Source organism: Bacillus sp. AF23 (genome assembly GCF_020861455.1).
Classification (GTDB): domain Bacteria; phylum Bacillota; class Bacilli; order Bacillales; family Bacillaceae; genus Bacillus; species Bacillus halotolerans.
Genome location: NZ_JAJHVY010000015.1, coordinates 35,673 through 52,752, shown reverse-complemented (window position 1 = coordinate 52,752; position 17,080 = coordinate 35,673). Strand labels below are relative to the sequence as shown.

The following is a 17,080-nucleotide window of genomic DNA, read 5'->3' as shown; positions in this document are numbered from 1 at the left end:
AATTTCTCAAACTCACCTCGGCCGGCAATTGTTTATAAAAGCGCTTTCAATAAATCACAAAAAATATGAGTGGTTTAATTTCACAGTGCATTTTTCATCGTACAAAGCGATCTAATCAGCAAGCAGTAAATTCATCTTTTTAGTTGCACCCGTATACTTTGGAAAGGATTAAAGATACAACACTCTTTTGTTTTATATATTGTTTAGCTCCCATTGAATCGAGCCTCTTATTCCCCCTTTAGAAGTAACCTTATCTTATGGAACTAATAAAGTCATCTTCATTAGTTTGTTGATTAGACAAACTAACTTGACTTAATATTATAAAATCCTATCAACTTTTTCAATGTTTTTTCAGAAAATTTAAATTCCTGAAGCAAATATTGATTATTTTTAAACAGTCAGTTTCTCAAATATCCTGATTATTCTCTTCAAAAAGATTTCATTCCTTCTAAGAACCCTGTGAAATTTTTAAATTCATATAAACTTTACTCTGAATAAAACAAAAAGCAGTCTATTCAGATCTGCTCCTTTACGTTCTCTTCTTTTAACTTTTTGTTTAGTTTGAAACTAATGAAGACATTGATCATTGCAGCTGGAACATATAAAATTCCTGCTCCCATTATTCCTAACGCAGTACTTGAACCTAATATAAAAGCCTGCATTTCTGTATTTCTTGACTTCAAACTAAGTAACACTAGAATACCCGCTATTACCCCTATAAATCGAGCAATGCCTGGAATAAAGAAATCAGTTAGGATTCCAAATATTTGTCCAATAATTGATAACACAATCCCCATAAAACTGGATAATACAACTAATGTTTTGATAGCTTTTCACCCCTTTTTAAATCCGTTTCCATTATTAAACCGCTTTTGATACAGGTCTACAAGTATAGCAGCCCGCTCTACAAACCCTCTCAGCTGCCATGCTTTTTGACTCACCATTCTCTTTCCGCTCTATTCCAATACAAATAAACACTCCTTCCCTTGCGATAATGGCGATTAGCTTTATTCAAAAACTCTGCAAAGAGCGGTGTATTCATACGTGAATGCCGGAGATGTGGAATAGAAAAGAGCCTTTAACTTAATATTCTTTAAGAATTCTCACAGTCTGTTTCTAGGAACTTTTATTCTTTACTTTTCTTGTTTAAGCTCTTTCTTTTTATTCCTTTTGTAACCTGCATAAGAGCCGCCAAAAATAGCTATAAACATGGCAATCCAAATAAAAATGTTCAAGTCAACTCCCCCAATTTTAAATAAAACACTTCTTTTGCTTTTTCCTCTCCAATAAATGCTCATACCGTGTTATGGTTTAATAAAACTTCCAAGGAGTGGTTCTTTGCTTAAAGCTTCAAAAATACTGATTTCATGTGCAGCTTTAATTCTATGTGTATATTCTTTATACAATCAAAGTGAATTCCTCTTGGTTTCTCTCCAAGTATTAGTTGCCCTTCTCTTTGTTTTAATGGGAGTGGAGACACTTTCAAAGAAACAAACAAGGTCTGCGTATTTGTTGTTCGGATCAGCGGCTTTTATACTTGTTGTGAACGTTGTGAAATGCATGATTTAAATAGTAGATAAACTAATTCCGCAGGCATATGGAATCCCAGACCCAATAAATTAACGCAGCAACAATGCTCATTATGTAATAATTTAAGCTCTTGAACACTGTAAGAGCACTAGGCGGATAATCAACAAACCAGAACACGAACACAGCTAAAAAAGCTACTGCTGTATAAATGAAAAAATAGATCAAACTGAACTTTCTGGGATTTCTTCTTAGTAATAATTGTAAGGGGAAAGCAAATATTAAGTAAGTGATAAAAGAGTAGAATGCAATGATGCCTATTGTGATTAAGGCGATCGCCATAAATCCCGAATAAACAAACATATACAAGCCAAAGACTAGACCATATGACAAACTCGAGAATACCAGAGTATAAACATAACTGTTTAACGTCTTTTGATTGAGGCTCAAAATCAGCCCCCCCTACCATGTATCCTTTTTAACCAGTTATCCAATTGTTCAAAATCTTCATCGATTTTCACAACTTTTTAAAAATTAGACTCCGAATAACAAAGTTCCACCTATAAAAAAGAAGAAAGGGAATAGTAACAAAATTGAATTTAAAATGATTCCCCATATAGCCCACCGTTTATTTGTCTTGATTGAACCTAACGCCAGCATTATCCCTATAGGTGAGAGTAATAGAGGGAACAATACCGGCATTCCTTGCCACGGCATTGAAATAATCCCAGTCAAAAAATTAATTATTAATATAGCTGAGATAATTGGAAAAGCAAATGAAAATATGACTGCAGCTTTTTTAAAATTCATATTAAAAGTAAATCTCCGTTCTCTTTAAAATCGTATTTTTCATAAAAATATATTAAGACGTCATTGTCTACGATGCTATTGCTTCAACAACAGGTTCATTAATACTTTCAAAAGATGCCTCAAACCTTGCCTCAGATCACACTGCGCTTAATTCTTTTCTCATATTCCGAAAAGATGTTTTATCTAAATGATTTTTTTTTCGTTAGTATCAAGGAAGTAAAGAAGCTTAATGCCATTCTATTCTATGTATTGAGTAGACTTCAATTAAAATTAAAAAAAGATCGGCAGATGCACGAACATCTAACCGATCTGCAATAGATAGCTCCTCTTAATAGCTTCACAGCATCCCATTTGATTCTCGTACTTCCACACTCAAACACTCTGTGTTCTCCCGGTCCGTTACAGTTTCCTTCGTTGTTACAGTAAACGTTTCACTAGCTGGTGATGGCTTATCTGATATAGTCACAACTATTGGCAGCTGTTAAAACCTTAGCGGTATACACTGTGCCAGTTTGATGGCAATTTTCTGATTAAGCCTCATATTCTTGTCCATTGGGATTAAGATTTGTTCGATGGAGGTTCAACATCATTGTATTAGGTTTACATCAATTACGTTATAAAAGGCATTAGAGGTATCCGCAACGTCCCACACCCCTAGAATGACATGATAACCACTGCGATCAGCTGGCACATAAATCTTATGAGAAAGATTAGTATCTGCCTTTGAACCATCGTGATCAACTGTTCCAATTAATTCAAACTCATCTCTTGTTAATGGTTTGTTTGGATTCCAATCTTTCTTGGTTATATAATAGTGCCATTTTGATGTTGCGTGAGGAGCAGTATAGTGCCAAGTAAAGGTGTTTAGACCTCCATGCATGTTTTGTTTTACCCAATGATCTGCAGTCTGCCTGTCTAACCCAAAGTCAATTTGACCAAAGCCTCCATTTGCCGATGCAATTTTTCCATCTGGCGGACCTCCGGCTGGAAACCCTTTTGGTCCTTCTACCGATTGAGGATTATCAACTACAGAACCATACTTTTGCGTAGCTGCCGTCCAACCAATTATTTGTTTTTCTAATGATCCCATGTACGCTCTACTAGCAGGTTCTTTTATATACCCGTGTGCAGATACATCACCTGCAAATAAAGTAGCACCCACACTTAGAACAGCAGTTAGAACAGCGCCTTTGACAAAACCCTTCATTACCAACTCATTCCTCCCTTTTCTGTAAAATTTTTCTCTTCCTACTATAATAATTCATTATATGTCAGGTAAACTCCTTCTTTTTTTTTTGATGGCGTAACACTTAAAAAACTTCATACTCCCCCGCTCTTTTGTTCTTCCTACAGCTTTTTTTCGTCTTGATTACATGTATTCATGTAACTTTGAAATAAAGTCGTAACGTCTATATTAATGTTGCGATGCCTTCTTTTCTTTAGAAAATTCTTGTCTAAAGTTTTGTTCTTTTTAACTAAACGGGTAGGTATAATTAAGCTATAAAAAGAAAACAAAACATCATAAGGAGGATTTTTGTGTTTCAAACCTTAGACCATTTTTTTAAATCTTGGGAGTTCGAAGCTGACGCTACACAGAAACTGCTAAATAGTCTAACTGATGAATCACTTAAACAAGCAATAACTTCACAAAATTGGACTTTAGGCCGTATTGCTTGGCATACTGTTGCTGCCATTCGCATCATTACCTCAAACACAGACTTAACGTTTCATGCCCCTGCTGAAGATTATCCTGTTCCTACTTCGGCTCAGTTTATAGCAGACAGCTATCATCAAGCCAGCAATGCGTTTGTACAGGCATTAACAACCCAATGGACTGATCATACACTTCAAGAACGTATCAACTTTATTGGTCAACAATTGCCAAAGGGTTCACTTTTGATGTTTTTGATTCAACATCAAAATCACCATCGAGGACAAATGACTGTTCTTATGAGACAAGCAGGATTAACTGTTCCAGGTATTTATGGTCCAGCTAAAGAGGAATGGACAAAATTCGGTTTGGAACCCCCGCAAATGTAAGCAGCCTTTATAACGAAGTTAACCTATTACAAAATATAAAAGCATGTTTCGATGATTTTTTTCAAAACATGCTCTTCCTTTTGTTCATTTAATCAATGTTGATTAACATCAGAAATAATATCTGGCAATTTTCTTATCTCCTTTTTGAATAATGTTTTGATACACATTAAAATGGGTAAAAATTTATAAGGTGATTTCTTTGAATCATGATCAAAAAGTTACTCATTACTCCTCATTTATTTTTTCAACGATCATCGTGTTGCTGGTCGCAATCTTTCCTGAATACACTTCTTGGTTTGTGACTGTTTTCTTTTTGGGTTTTGCACTTATATATACTCTCCAAAAACATAAAGCAAGTTCGTCAAAAGCAATTTCTTATATTTCATATTTCTTGTTCATCGTTGTATTGGTTTACACATTAGTAAATATATAGTTTTAATCCTACTAGAATTGTCTCAAATAAAATGCCCTGCATGTAAGAATGTCTCCTGCCATTTCAGTGTTCTAAGTAGGAGATGGTATTTTGTTTGTATCGCCAATGTTTCTGCCTTCAATATAGTTCAATTCCACTCTTCCTCTAAAATAGCGTAATAATATTCATCCCACCATTCATTGCCTTTAGGAATACATTTTTTAAAAAAGCCTTCTCTTCTCATTCCAATCTTCTCCATAACTCGATATGATGGGATATTCTCAGGTTGACACGTAGCTATCATCCTATGTAAGTTCATTTCTTTAAATCCATATTCCAAGATAGCTTGTGCTGCTTCAGAAGCATACCCTCTATTTTGATAATTCGGATTAAACACCCACCCAATCTCATATGTATGTTCACCAAAATACTTATAAAAAACAATATGGCCTATAAGAGAATCTTCATCTTTTAGTATTACAGGAAAATTTTCAGCGTTATCACCTTTGTTTTTATTTACAAATGTTTTTGCATCTTCTTCAGTAAAAACCCCTTCTGGTATATACTTCATAACATTCATATCTGACGTATACTCATATACAGCTTTCCAATCTTTGAATTCAAATTCACGTATCAATAACCTTTTTGTTGTTATATGCATTAAAATATCTCCCATCAAAAATAATTACACTTAAATCTTTATTCGATATTAAGACAATAATAACCTCTTTAAATACTATCCTTATACAACAATCTGGGCCCTTACAAACAAAGGGTAGGCGTTTCAGCTATATCTTCTTGTAGACTTCTGTGTACGCCTTTAATTGGTCACGTAAATCCTGCTCTTATGCTCTAATCGCTTGACTTTCCGCTTTAATGATTCGATAATCGCGCCTTTATTATTTTCATTCATATCCCTTTGCAGCTTTCTTTTTCATTTTTAAAGCTCTTTACACAAAAATGAGGCTATCCACAAAATGACAATTTTAGGGATAACCTCTTTTTTATCAAAATCTAATCAATCATCTAGCTTTCACTCCATAAAAGCTTCTGAATAATGAACGACACCTTGCACATCTTCAAGAGAATGATTTGCTAATTCCAGAGCCATAAATACTTCATCAGGCACCTCAAAGGGTGCTTTTATATTCCATAAGCTAGCTGGCTTAAAACCAAACTTCGGATAATAATCTTTATGTCCTAAAACAATTACTGAACGATAACCAAGCTCTATTGCTTTTTTTAACCCAGCACGAATTAATTGACTCCCGATTCCTTTTTTCTGGTTCTCAGGCGCAACAGAAACTGGAGCAAGTGCCAAAGAATCGACTGCATTATCGCCATCTATGATTTGGATTTTAGATAAAAGGATATGACCTACGATATCTTTGTTTTGATGTAATGCAACTAATGAAAGTTCAGGAATGAATGCATCTGATTTTCTAATCTTATTTACAAGTATGTGTTCTTTCTTGTCGCTATATTCTACATTTGAAAAAGCTCTTTTAATCATTTCTTCAGACGTATGATATTCTTCAGTGAGCTCTTGCCTAATTGAGATTTCCATATTCATATCCCCTGTTCTTTTAGTTAATTGCCATAAGCTTTTTCTTCAACAGCCTTAATACTTGTTAAGAACGTTGTAATATTAAATCTTTTCTTGATTCTTTATAAATACTGAATCCCAGAACCAGTACACCGCCGCTGCTACAAAACTCAAATAATAAAAGTTCACATGTTGAACCTCAGTAAGCACATAAGTTGGATCACTGGCTAAGGAGAACAAGAATAATGCGATTAGCGCTACGATTATGTAAATCAATAAGTACACCACACTAAATTTCTTTACTTTTTTTCGAAGTAATATTTGCAATGGAATAGCAAATACTGTATATGGGATGAATGCATAAAATGGTATGATGAAAATTGTTATCAGCATCCAAGGTTCGAAATTAGAATAAGCAAAACCATAAAACCCAATAATAATCCCGTATGTAATGCATGAGAGCGCTAGTGTAAGACTATATCTAGCGACATTTTTTTTATTAAAACTCAAAGCTTTAACCTCCAAAAAATATAGCTCAAATCTTTTCTTTAAAAAAGAATTGTTATTCAGTTATCCAAATTGCTAGATCTTCATCGATTTTCACGTCATTATAAATTTTAAACTTCAAATAACAAAATCCCGCCTATAAACCAGAAAAAAGGAAATAGAAACATAATTGCATTTAAGACTATTCCATATATGCACACCGTTTATTTGACTTTATTGAAACCAACGCCAAAATCATTCCTATAGGAGAAAGCAATAATGAAAAAACATCGGCATACTTTGCCATGGAATTGAAATAACTCCCATAAAAAAATTAATAGATAGCTCAGATAATTGGAATAGCGATTGAAAAAATAGCTGCAGCATTTTTAACATTCATATTGATAGCAAGTCTCCCTTCTCTTAAATTCGTAGTTTTATTTAGACTTTTTCCCAGGAATGTCTTAACCTTTTTCTTTCTATTTAAAAACAATAGCTTTTTATAGCTCCTTAATTAAAACACTACACATCAACTTCTGGGTTTCCCGCTCAATTTCTCTTACATTATTAAACTGCCCGCTAGGTCAATTATAGATTTAAAAACATCATCTTCCATTACTTCTTTCTCCTTCTTTGAGAAAAATTGTATCATTTTTATATAACTTTTTTCAATTAATTCTAGTGGTGCCTCTTTTAATGTTAGTTCGAATTCAATAAAGTGATCAAACTTGGAATACAAGGCTTCTCCTCATGACTTTTTAATTTCTTCTCTAGATTTATAGTTAGAAGGTAGAAGTGCAGATAATGATTGCTTTTGAAATATCTGCTACATAGTGTTTATCAACTAAAATGCCTTATTTTATAAAATGCGCTATGAAATACTGCAGGAGCTTTATCAAATTCATCAAGCAATATAACATTAGATGAACGATTTAATAAGTCTCTTGCTAAGGACGACCCATTGGCAAAGGTTGGTTATTATTGCGATCGTTTCAACAGCTCAACTATATAAAAACTATCTTTTATTTAGATATCGTTATTGAACTCCAATCAAACGTTTCGAGAACTTTAAGCAACCTTTCAACTTTTGGTGCTCTCCAAGCTGTCATAGCGTACGTATGAACCTTTTTCGTATAGTGGTAATGATTTTGTTTCTCTTTTGCCTCCGCTTTAGTTAGAAACATTGTATTTTGATAAATGTAATGAACCTCTGTTTCTGGATCAGATCAGCGCCACTGTCTACATATTCATGTATCCAATCTAATGCGGAAGCCTCACACTCTATATCTTCCACCGTTTCTGAAGACAATTCATCATTCTTTTTGATGTCCTTTAGATAACTTTCCAGCTCATAGGATTCGCCATCTTCAGGAATGTAAACAGAATAGCGTTCCGCATCATGATCTGAAGTCCTAACCCATTTATAATCTCCTATAGACCAAAATCACGGTGCAGCTTGAGAGCCATGATCCTGTGTTTTCAATTCAGTTTGGAGGTCTTTCAAAAGCTGAATATCGTGATTCATTCGTTTCCCCCTAATTTGTTTAAAACCACGATTTTGAAAATAAATAGGCTTTTATGATCCTTCATTCACTTCCAAACAAACTCCAGATATTACATAATAAATGAATAATATGTAAATGGAGTTGATATAATTGAACCCTCGGAAAATTTTATTGAGTTCTGCTTTAACATTCGGCATGCTAATATCCGCTGTTCCTGCCTTGGCAACGAATGTATCATCTGAAGTTGTTGTGAAAAATGATGAATATGAGTACGACACCATATATCAGCTTAGTCCCATACCAAACTTCAAGCCTTCTCTTGAATACAATGGTTATACTTATACTCTTACAAATTTTTATTTTGATTACTCAATAGGATTTTATAAGGCTATTTATACAAAAGTTGTTTAAACTTATAAGGGGCTTTTTAGCTCCTTTTTCTTGTTTTAAGCAAGGTGTTTCTTCCTATGTGATCTTTTATGTATGATATCAAACGTAATATTTACTTTTGCTGGTCCCTTCTTTTCTGTTGCGCTGAATAATAACAATCACTTGGCCATATTTTGATTCCTCAATGATCTCGACTGATTAACCCTTAGATGCAATATAAGCACTGGGATTGTGTACGATATACGACTTGAAGATATTGGGTGACAATTTGACAGAGAAATTTAATGCACTTCTAACTTTTTTAACTGCAATGGGAATCATTGTTGACCCGACAACTCTCAAGGTATTTCTGATAGTGAACAAGCAATGGATTTTGATTTACCGAGATAAAACCCCTACCCTTCTCTTAATCGAGGAGGGTATTTTTTTCGCTTTTTAAGAAAACGTTAATCTTCCTTAAACACTTAAATATGATAAAATATTACATATTTAGTCTATTGGATACATAGAGGGAGGGATTTCAATGGAGCAATTAATTCCGTCATCCACGGTTGGAGTTAAAATCAATGAGTGGTATAAATACATACGGATGTTCGCCGTTCCAGATGCTGAGATATTAAAAGCAGAGGTTGAAGAAGAAATAAAACATATGAAGGAAGATCAAGACTTATTGCTGTATTATTCTCTAATGTGTTTTCGTCATCAGCTAATGCTGGATTACCTTGAACCTAAGTCATTGAATGAAGCACGCCCTAAAATTTCAGACTTATTAGAAAAGATCGAAAGCAGCCAAACAAAGCTTAAAGGTGTCCTGGAATACTACTGCAATTTCTTTAGAGGAATGTATGAATTTGATAAGAAGGATTATATAAATGCAATAAGGTCATATAAAATGGCTGAGAAAAAGCTCGCTTTAGTAACAGATGAAATTGAACGAGCTGAGTTTTATTTCAAAATGGCTGAAGTGTATTATCACATGAAACAAACCCATGTATCAATGCACTATGCTGAAGCAGCCCTTAACATTTATAAAGACCAAAAAACTTATACTGTTCGCCGAATACAATGTGCATTTGTTGTAGCAGGCAACTTTGATGATCTGGAAAGTCATGAAAAAGCAGTTCCCCATCTTCAGAGAGCCCTAAAAGACTCAAAAGCCATAAACAAACACAAACTAATTGGGGCATCATTATATAATTTGGGGAACTGTTATTATAAAATGAAAGAGTATGACAAAGCTGCTGAATATATTGATCAAGCAGTCTCATTGTACGAAAACGATAAAAGTGATCTTCTCCCTCACACGTTATTTACACTGACACAAATTTACTTCAAAATGAAGGATATTGAAAAAGCCTTGATTCTTTATAAAAAAGGAATCGAGAGAGCACAAGCCATAAACGATGATGTCTTAGTTGCTGAGTTTAATTACTTAAAGGCTTTATATATCGACTCTATAGATAAACGCACAGTTTTCCGAACTTTTTCTATGCTTAAAGATAATGTTATGTATCCAGATTTAGAGGAATTAGCACTCGACACGGCTAATTATTGTAAGGAGATAGGGCAATTTGAAAACTCAACCACCTTTTTTGACGTCATGGTGGATGCCCGAATCCAAATACAAAGAGGAGAGTGTTTATATGAAATTTAAACTTGCATTAGCCACCTTTTCAGTTTTCGTTGGATTAGCAGTGTTTAGTGGCTTTTCATCCTCGAATGACCAAGAATTCCATGAAGCTAAAAGGAACATTACTTCTATTCAACCAACCAAGTTTTTTGTTTAATGTTTAACCCTTCTCAATGAGAAGGGTTTTAACTCTTATGTCCACCTGTTAGCCCAGCTCTGTGAAGTGCTGTCCCTGCAGGTGTATAAGAAACTGCTCTTAGAATCGCTTTCGATCCGTATTTGCTCTAATTCCATCCATAACGAATCCAAGCTTTCTTCTTTTTATTATCCACTTCAAATAAACTAACCTGCTGATTAACATCACCCTCAATATTTGATAGCGTGACTGAGATATTACTCACTGTTTTACCCGAGTAAAACTTATAAAAGCGCATCAAGCAACATTCATAAATGTCCATTGTGATATTTGTGGGGAGATCAATTGTTTTGGATCGATGAAAACCAACGCAAAACTCATCTTTACTGTAACCAATTCCCAGGCTAATTGTTCGACCAACTTTATTATGTGCACGTGCCCTTCTTGCGACTTCCTCACAAATCTCCAGAAGAACAGCTTTAATCTCTTCTTTTCTTGTGTAATCCCTCATTAAAATTTGACTCTTACCAAAACTAATCTGACCTTGCATCAACTGAGCACCTATTTCTGATAAATCAATTCCGTGAGAGGTAGTACAACTGGTTTCCCATTATTCCAAACTTCTTTTCAAGCAGCTCTAAAGGAAATATAGCCAACTGACCTACAGTTGATATTCCCATCCGATTCAGATTTCTTTCCATCCTCCCTCCTATTCCCCACATTTTAGACAACGGGTGAACCTTCCAGAGTTTATTTGGTACATCTTCATATCTCCAACGTGCAATACCACTCTTTGTTTTCTTACTCTCCAGGTCAAGCGCAAGCTTACTGAGTAACATGTTATCTCCAATGCCTACTGTGCACATTGGCCAAATTCTCTCCACATGCTGCTTTGAATTGCTTTGACCATGTCTTCAGGATCTTCCTTCCTGCAATGCGGATTTCCCACGATAAGCAATTATTACATAAAAAAGCCGGATCCCCACTCTATGGGGATCCGGCTTTGCTTATTGTTAGAGTATTATTTTTTTCATTTTTTTATATTTCATCGACTCTCTAATCTTGTCGAAGAATAGCTATGGCCTCAATGTGTGTAGCAAACCATCAAATATTCAACATTCACTAAGTGTCCTTATCTCTGCTCAAGAGATAAAAGAATGAACAGTATAACCGTTCTTTTATCCATTTAAGGTCGTCCATTATAACAAGATCTCAATTGATAAGCCATTACAATATTTCAATGTACCCTTCTGTTCCATTCACACGAATTCGTTGCCCGTCTTTGATTAGTCTGGTAGCATTTTCAACTCCAACAACTGCAGGTAAGCCATATTCACGCGCTATCACTGCTCCATGGGTCATCAGTCCACCAACTTCGGTGACTAGGCCTTTTATGGATACAAACAATGGTGTCCAGCTAGGGTCAGTAAAGGAAGTGATTAATATATCTCCAGCTTCTAGATCAGCATCTTCCATGTTTAAGATGACACGTGCTCGCCCCTCTATAACTCCGGAGGAAACAGGGAGACCTACAATCGCTCCAGCTGGGAGATTTTCTCGTTTGTACTCGCCTGTCATGATTTCACCATCAGACGTGATAACACGTGGTGGAGATAGTTTTTCATATAATTTATACTCGTCTTTTCGTTTGCTTATGATTTGGTAATTCAGATTATTTGTGCGTACGACTTCGTGAAGTTCTTCAAAAGTGAGATAGTATATATCTTCTTTTTCATGAATAACGCCCACATTTACGAGTTGTTCGGCTTCTTTCAGTAAAGCCTGCTTATAAACGAAGTAGCGATTAACCATGCCGTATTTTGGATATTCCCGATAACCGATGAAATTCCGGATTATGTCGATCATTCGTTTGGTTTCTTTGGCTTTTTGTTCACCATCCGGTAATTGCTTCAATCGATCTAATAACTCTTGTTCTTTCTTCAAAGCCTCCTGTCGCCCTTGCTCAAATTTCCGATGGCTGGCATTAGGCTCAAAGTTTTTGATATTATTAAGAATCATTGGGACAAGTGTAGTTGGTTTTTCGCTCCACCGAGTTCTTGTAATATCAATTTCTCCGGCACATCGCATCCCGTATTTGTTGAGATAAGCATGGATAGCGTCTTGGATTTTCTGTCCATTTTCAAACTCAACCAGCTCATCCAAAAAGTGATCATTTTTTACATGCTGTAAATAAGCAATTACTTCTGGATAAGGACGGATCACGTCTGCGACGTCCAATAGCGCAAGACCCATTTCTGAAGTAATATTATGAGGTACAGATTGAGAAAGCGTATCTGCTGCGTTTTTTTCGCCTAACCACTCGTTCATTTTTTCGTTAATCCATGATGTAGCATTTATAGCAGCCATAAACACAGCTGAACTTTGTGGGTCAAATAAGATCTTCTTTAATTGCTGGATATCTTCGAGAATAAAATCAAACAAATCCGATCCCGATTTCGTTTGGATGTTTTGTTTTAACTCTTCTATCGATGTTTGACTTCGCTTAATCAAATTAGAAACGATTGTCGGATCGTTCTCGAATTGTGACAGCATATCTGTATTATTACTTCGGTTGGGAATCGTTGCTGTTTTATCATTTGGTATCGACTTAATGAAATCTCGTCGCTCAATTGTGGTCATAAGTGCGTCTTTTAAGAGCGGATCGTGTTGTCCCATGCCATTTAATAAAAATTCTCTGCTGTCAGGTGATGCCAGATTATGTGTGACATCAACAAATAACCTTCCACCAGCTTTATGCATGGGTGCAGAAGTCGTCAACAGAAAAAAAGACAATCCCAATGGTTTTATGGGATCCGTCATCATTTGTTGATGACCAACAGAGATATAGACGTGATTTTCTTGATCGCTCGCTTCAGGGATGGGGTATAAAGTTGTGATTGGACGACTCTGGACAATATAAAAAGTATCGTCAACCAAACACCATTCGATATCTTGCGGGCAACCAAAGTGGGCTTCGATCTGTCTCCCGATGCGTGCCAGTTGTAGAATTTGTTCATCAGTCAGTGTTTGAGTCTTTTGCTGAGTAGGATCGATCTGCTGTGTTTCTGTTCCTCCTTCTTTTCGTCCATAGATAGCCAATTTTTTGGTTGCTATCATCTTATCGACGATTTGCCCATCCTGTACTTTATAACAATCGGCAGATACCAAGCCAGAGACCAGTGCTTCACCAAGTCCAAAACCGGCATCGATGGATAACACCTTTCTGTTGGAAGTGATTGGATCAGCGGTAAATAAAATCCCCGAAGTCTGTGAGAAAACCATCCTTTGAATGATAACAGATAAATAAACTTGGGTATGGTCGAATCCATTTTGCATGCGGTAGATTACCGCGCGATCCGTAAATAGGGAAGCCCAGCATTTGCTGATATGCAGCAAGATCGCTTCTCTGCCGATAATATTTAAATAGGTATCTTGCTGACCGGCAAAAGAGGCATGTGGTAAATCTTCAGCAGTCGCACTCGAACGCACGGCATAGGCATGTTCCTCGCCAAACTGGGAGAGATAGTGAGCAACTGCTTTCACAACATCGGAAGGAATTTCTACTTCCATAATGATTTGTCGAATCTTTCTGCTGATTTTACCAATTTGTTCTCGATCCTCAACTTTTAGCATGGCCAATTGATCCAACAACACTTGTAACGTTTCGTTTTGTTCGATGGCTTTTTGATATCCTACTGTTGTGACACAAAATCCTTCTGGTACTTGTAGACCTTGAATTTTTGATAATTCCCCTAAATTAAACCCTTTTCCTCCAACAAGCAAATGCTGTGTTTTTTCAATTTCATGAAAACCAAGAACCAAAGAACTCATTCTACATCTCCCCTTCAAAAATAATAATTGACAAAGAGCTTTTCAGTATGATATATTGAAAATATAAGATGGATATCTATAACTTTTTATACAGAAAGCACACGTAATCTGATTATATCACCGTGTCTATTATTGTGCAATATAAAAAGAACCTGGGCTATTTGGGACTGACCCCCGTTTTTGAGACAGGGATCAAAACACCTTTTATACAGCCAATTGCCGATAGCTTATCGGTGATTGGCTGTTTAGTTTCGTTTGAATACGAATGTTGTTATAATAATAAATGTATTCTTTGACAGTGCGTTCTACGATGGCGGTGTGGTTCGATCAATGCTGTTAAGATAGAACGTTTCAGACTTTAGTGAGGAATGAAACGATTCGATGGAGGCATTATCAGCGGGCGTCCCTTTGCGGGACATGCTCTTGGTAATGCCTTTTGTTTTAACAGCTTTCTGATACTCATAATAAGTGTATTGCTTTCCAACAGGCTGTTCGAATCGATGTGTATCCCCAGCCTTATGCCATCTAACCCATGTCTGAACCTGCGTCTTATTCTTGATATTCAATTCCTGCACGATCTCTTTCATAGGCACGCCTGCCAATCTCATTTCTACAGCCTTCTGTTTGACTTCAATCGAATAACTCACTCTTGTTCCCATGCAAAAAACACCTCCAAGTCTAATTTCGGCTAACAATCATCCGTTTTCAAACTTGAAGGTGTTTTTTATTTGTCTCATCTTATGGGGTCAGTCCCCCCTGTCCTTTAAGGAAAACGACTTTTTTATACGACTTCTTCAAGTAAATCCCCATTAACCTTTTTTGGGGACTATTTGTAATCTCTGCGCAGTTAAATTATACCTGTGCTAGCCCGCCATCTACGAACAATTCAACACCCGTCAAGTAACTGCTTTCGTCTGAAGCAAGGAAAGATACAGCGTTTGCTACTTCTTCAGGTGTCCCAACTTTTCCAGCTGGAACAGTATTTCTGGTATTTTCCATTGCTCCTTCAAGTGCATCACCAAAAAGCTCATCGTATGCAGGTGTAAGAATAACTCCTGGACTAACCACATTTACACGGATTTCAGTACCTTTTAGGTCAAGAATCCAGTTGCGAACTAGTGCCCTTAATGCTGCTTTTGATGCTCCATATACACTAAACGCTGGGTTGCCAATTGATCCAGCAGTAGAGCCCGTTACAATAATAGAACCTACTTTGTCCGGGAATAGTGATAACGCTTTTTGAACAGTAAAGATGGTTCCTTTAACGTTAATGTCGAACGTTCTATCAACCTGCTCTTCAGTAATTTCACCTAATGGAAGGAAGTTGCCGGTGCCTGCATTAGCAAAAAGAATGTCCAGCTTACCTTTTTCCTGCTTTATAATGTCATATAGTTTGTCTAAGTCTTCAAGCTTAGAAATATCACCTTGAACACCGGTTACGTTCTTGCCAATTTGGTTAACAGCTTTATCAAGTTCGTTTTGTCTACGTCCCGTGATATAAACATATGCACCTTCGTTTACAAATTTTTGTGCTGTAGCAAGACCAATCCCACTTGTTCCACCCGTTACAAGCGCTATTTTACCTTCAAATTTACCCATACTTAACACTCCTTTAGAATTAATTTTATTTTATATCTAGTACCTTTAAGTACTTGAAGAACAACTTACAAGATATAGTATCCTTCAGTAAGCACATTATCGGAAGTACCCACTTTTTTGTGATATAGTAACTAAAAAGTAATAAATGTGGAATGGAGAGCGTTAGACATGAAAAAATTTAGCTGTGGGTTCGAAGTGACAAAGGAAGTTATTGGCGGAAAATGGAAAGGCCTTGTATTATACTTTTTAATGAATGGACCAAAGAGAACGAGTGAATTAAAGCGCATTATCCCAAATATAACTCAGAAAATGCTGATTCAAACACTTAGAGAGCTTGAAGCCAGTGGACTTGTGAGCAGAAAGATGTATAATCAAGTACCGCCGAAGGTTGAATATTCATCCACTGAACTTGGAGAATCTCTTAAACCTATCTTGCAGGAGCTCTGTCAATGGGGAGGCCATTATGCGGAGCAAGAGTATGCAGAAGGTGAATATGAAATTGTACAACCAGAATAACTAAAGTTAGGATTGATGTAGCTGCTGAAGTAAATGCTAAACAACTTCAATACCATCACCTAACAGATGAAGAACAGTCAAAAATAAATGAGATATTCAATTTTGAAAGTGAAGTTCTAATAAGAAGTGTCATGGACTATATTCAGGAGAACTTTGATGAAATTCAAAAAAGAGCTGTTTCAAATGTAAGAGAAGGTTCAGAAACTTAGCCAAAAAATAAATGAAGATATTGATAATAATATTTAATGCCTATGATCTCTAGATAGGCATTTTCTTGTGCATAAAAAAAGACCTGAATTAAAAATCCAGGTCACACTACTCCCCTGTATTCACCTAATTATTTAGTACGTTTTTATTGATTTAACTATGTTTATGACAACTCTTACATGTACACTTCTGGTCACAGTGGGGGTCACACTCAGGTCATAAAATGACTTTTACCGGTTTCAAATCATCCAATACAAACTAATCATTGTACAGTAATCTACCCTATCTCTCTTCATTTCATATTTTCACAGCAAATTCAAACATAAAATAACAAAGTACTCCTTGCATTTCCTCATCCGTCATGCTATATTCATATAGCGATGAGCTGAATTGTGTAAGCCGATGTACATGCCCTTTGCGGCACACACGAATGTGGCGTGTGGTG

At 36.0% G+C, this 17,080-nt stretch carries 16 protein-coding genes and 4 pseudogenes; 7 read left to right on the top strand and 13 right to left on the bottom strand.

Translation table 11 applies throughout. The features are described from left to right. Positions 1 to 515: 515 nt before the first annotated feature. The gene (locus LNN34_RS05915) at positions 516 to 797 is read right to left on the bottom strand and encodes a hypothetical protein (RefSeq protein WP_059336546.1); all 282 of its coding nucleotides are present in this window, start codon (positions 795 to 797) and stop codon (positions 516 to 518) included. Positions 798 to 1,338: 541 nt separating this feature from the next. Between LNN34_RS05915 and LNN34_RS05905 the strand changes: the two genes are divergently transcribed. Beyond that, positions 1,339 to 1,569: a membrane protein gene (locus tag LNN34_RS05905; protein WP_044155615.1), complete on the top strand. Its 231-nt coding sequence runs from the start codon at positions 1,339 to 1,341 to the stop codon at positions 1,567 to 1,569. A 12-nt stretch (positions 1,570 to 1,581) separates the two neighbouring features. On the opposite strand, the gene LNN34_RS05900 is transcribed toward LNN34_RS05905, so the two are convergent. The 3 genes from LNN34_RS05900 to LNN34_RS05890 form a co-directional block, all read right to left on the bottom strand. Beyond that, positions 1,582 to 1,977 carry a UPF0715 family protein gene (locus tag LNN34_RS05900; RefSeq protein WP_229042972.1) on the bottom strand — a complete coding sequence of 132 codons (396 nt, stop codon included), beginning with the start codon at positions 1,975 to 1,977 and terminating at the stop codon, positions 1,582 to 1,584. Positions 1,978 to 2,061: 84 nt separating this feature from the next. Then, positions 2,062 to 2,337: a hypothetical protein gene (locus tag LNN34_RS05895; protein WP_044155612.1), complete on the bottom strand. Its 276-nt coding sequence runs from the start codon at positions 2,335 to 2,337 to the stop codon at positions 2,062 to 2,064. A gap of 586 nt (positions 2,338 to 2,923) precedes the next feature. Next, positions 2,924 to 3,544, bottom strand: a complete 621-nt coding sequence (locus LNN34_RS05890) for a lytic polysaccharide monooxygenase auxiliary activity family 9 protein (RefSeq protein WP_099043387.1) — start codon at positions 3,542 to 3,544, stop codon at positions 2,924 to 2,926. Positions 3,545 to 3,873: 329 nt separating this feature from the next. On the opposite strand from LNN34_RS05890, the gene LNN34_RS05885 reads away from it, so the two are divergent. Then, positions 3,874 to 4,377, top strand: a complete 504-nt coding sequence (locus LNN34_RS05885) for a DinB family protein (protein ID WP_229042971.1) — start codon at positions 3,874 to 3,876, stop codon at positions 4,375 to 4,377. A gap of 199 nt (positions 4,378 to 4,576) precedes the next feature. Continuing rightward, entirely contained in the window at positions 4,577 to 4,810 is a 234-nt protein-coding gene (locus tag LNN34_RS05880; protein WP_127696876.1) for a hypothetical protein, read from the top strand. A gap of 127 nt (positions 4,811 to 4,937) precedes the next feature. Here LNN34_RS05880 and LNN34_RS05875 read toward each other — a convergent pair whose 3' ends face one another. The 5 genes and pseudogenes from LNN34_RS05875 to LNN34_RS22055 all read right to left on the bottom strand — a co-directional run bounded on the left by LNN34_RS05875 (position 4,938) and on the right by LNN34_RS22055 (position 8,346). Then, positions 4,938 to 5,450, bottom strand: a complete 513-nt coding sequence (locus tag LNN34_RS05875) for a GNAT family N-acetyltransferase (protein WP_044155603.1) — start codon at positions 5,448 to 5,450, stop codon at positions 4,938 to 4,940. 372 nt (positions 5,451 to 5,822) lie between these two features. Further along, entirely contained in the window at positions 5,823 to 6,356 is a 534-nt protein-coding gene (locus tag LNN34_RS05870; protein WP_215510439.1) for a GNAT family N-acetyltransferase, read from the bottom strand. Between the two features lie 81 nt (positions 6,357 to 6,437). After that, the gene (locus tag LNN34_RS05865; protein WP_215510438.1) at positions 6,438 to 6,845 is read right to left on the bottom strand and encodes a UPF0715 family protein; all 408 of its coding nucleotides are present in this window, start codon (positions 6,843 to 6,845) and stop codon (positions 6,438 to 6,440) included. A gap of 107 nt (positions 6,846 to 6,952) precedes the next feature. Next, positions 6,953 to 7,221: pseudogene (locus LNN34_RS05860) on the bottom strand (hypothetical protein). A gap of 622 nt (positions 7,222 to 7,843) precedes the next feature. Beyond that, positions 7,844 to 8,346 (bottom strand): annotated as a pseudogene (locus LNN34_RS22055) (hypothetical protein). Between the two features lie 130 nt (positions 8,347 to 8,476). On the opposite strand from LNN34_RS22055, the gene LNN34_RS05855 reads away from it, so the two are divergent. From LNN34_RS05855 to LNN34_RS05840, 3 genes are all read left to right on the top strand, one after another. Continuing rightward, positions 8,477 to 8,737, top strand: coding sequence for a hypothetical protein (locus LNN34_RS05855; RefSeq protein ID WP_082687961.1), 261 nt, complete (start codon positions 8,477 to 8,479; stop codon positions 8,735 to 8,737). A gap of 502 nt (positions 8,738 to 9,239) precedes the next feature. Then, positions 9,240 to 10,370 carry a tetratricopeptide repeat protein gene (locus tag LNN34_RS05845; RefSeq protein ID WP_229042969.1) on the top strand — a complete coding sequence of 377 codons (1,131 nt, stop codon included), beginning with the start codon at positions 9,240 to 9,242 and terminating at the stop codon, positions 10,368 to 10,370. Next, entirely contained in the window at positions 10,360 to 10,503 is a 144-nt protein-coding gene (locus LNN34_RS05840; RefSeq protein WP_229042968.1) for a hypothetical protein, read from the top strand. The genes LNN34_RS05845 and LNN34_RS05840 overlap by 11 nt, the downstream gene beginning before the upstream one ends. Positions 10,504 to 10,531: 28 nt before the next feature. Here the strand turns inward: LNN34_RS05840 and LNN34_RS05835 are convergent. From LNN34_RS05835 to LNN34_RS05820, 4 genes and pseudogenes are all read right to left on the bottom strand, one after another. Then, a pseudogene (locus LNN34_RS05835) lies at positions 10,532 to 11,410 on the bottom strand (DNA polymerase thumb domain-containing protein); the annotation flags it as partial. Between the two features lie 299 nt (positions 11,411 to 11,709). Further along, entirely contained in the window at positions 11,710 to 14,313 is a 2,604-nt protein-coding gene (gene ppsA, locus LNN34_RS05830; protein WP_229042967.1) for a phosphoenolpyruvate synthase, read from the bottom strand. Positions 14,314 to 14,517: 204 nt separating this feature from the next. Further along, positions 14,518 to 14,972, bottom strand: a pseudogene (locus LNN34_RS05825) (IS3 family transposase). 193 nt (positions 14,973 to 15,165) lie between these two features. Beyond that, complete coding sequence (locus tag LNN34_RS05820; RefSeq protein WP_151296604.1) at positions 15,166 to 15,912, bottom strand: SDR family NAD(P)-dependent oxidoreductase; 747 nt, start codon at positions 15,910 to 15,912, stop codon at positions 15,166 to 15,168. 168 nt (positions 15,913 to 16,080) lie between these two features. Here LNN34_RS05820 and LNN34_RS05815 point away from each other — a divergent pair, with 168 nt between their 5' ends. Continuing rightward, positions 16,081 to 16,428, top strand: a complete 348-nt coding sequence (locus LNN34_RS05815; protein WP_044155588.1) for a winged helix-turn-helix transcriptional regulator — start codon at positions 16,081 to 16,083, stop codon at positions 16,426 to 16,428. Positions 16,429 to 17,080 lie beyond the last annotated feature (652 nt).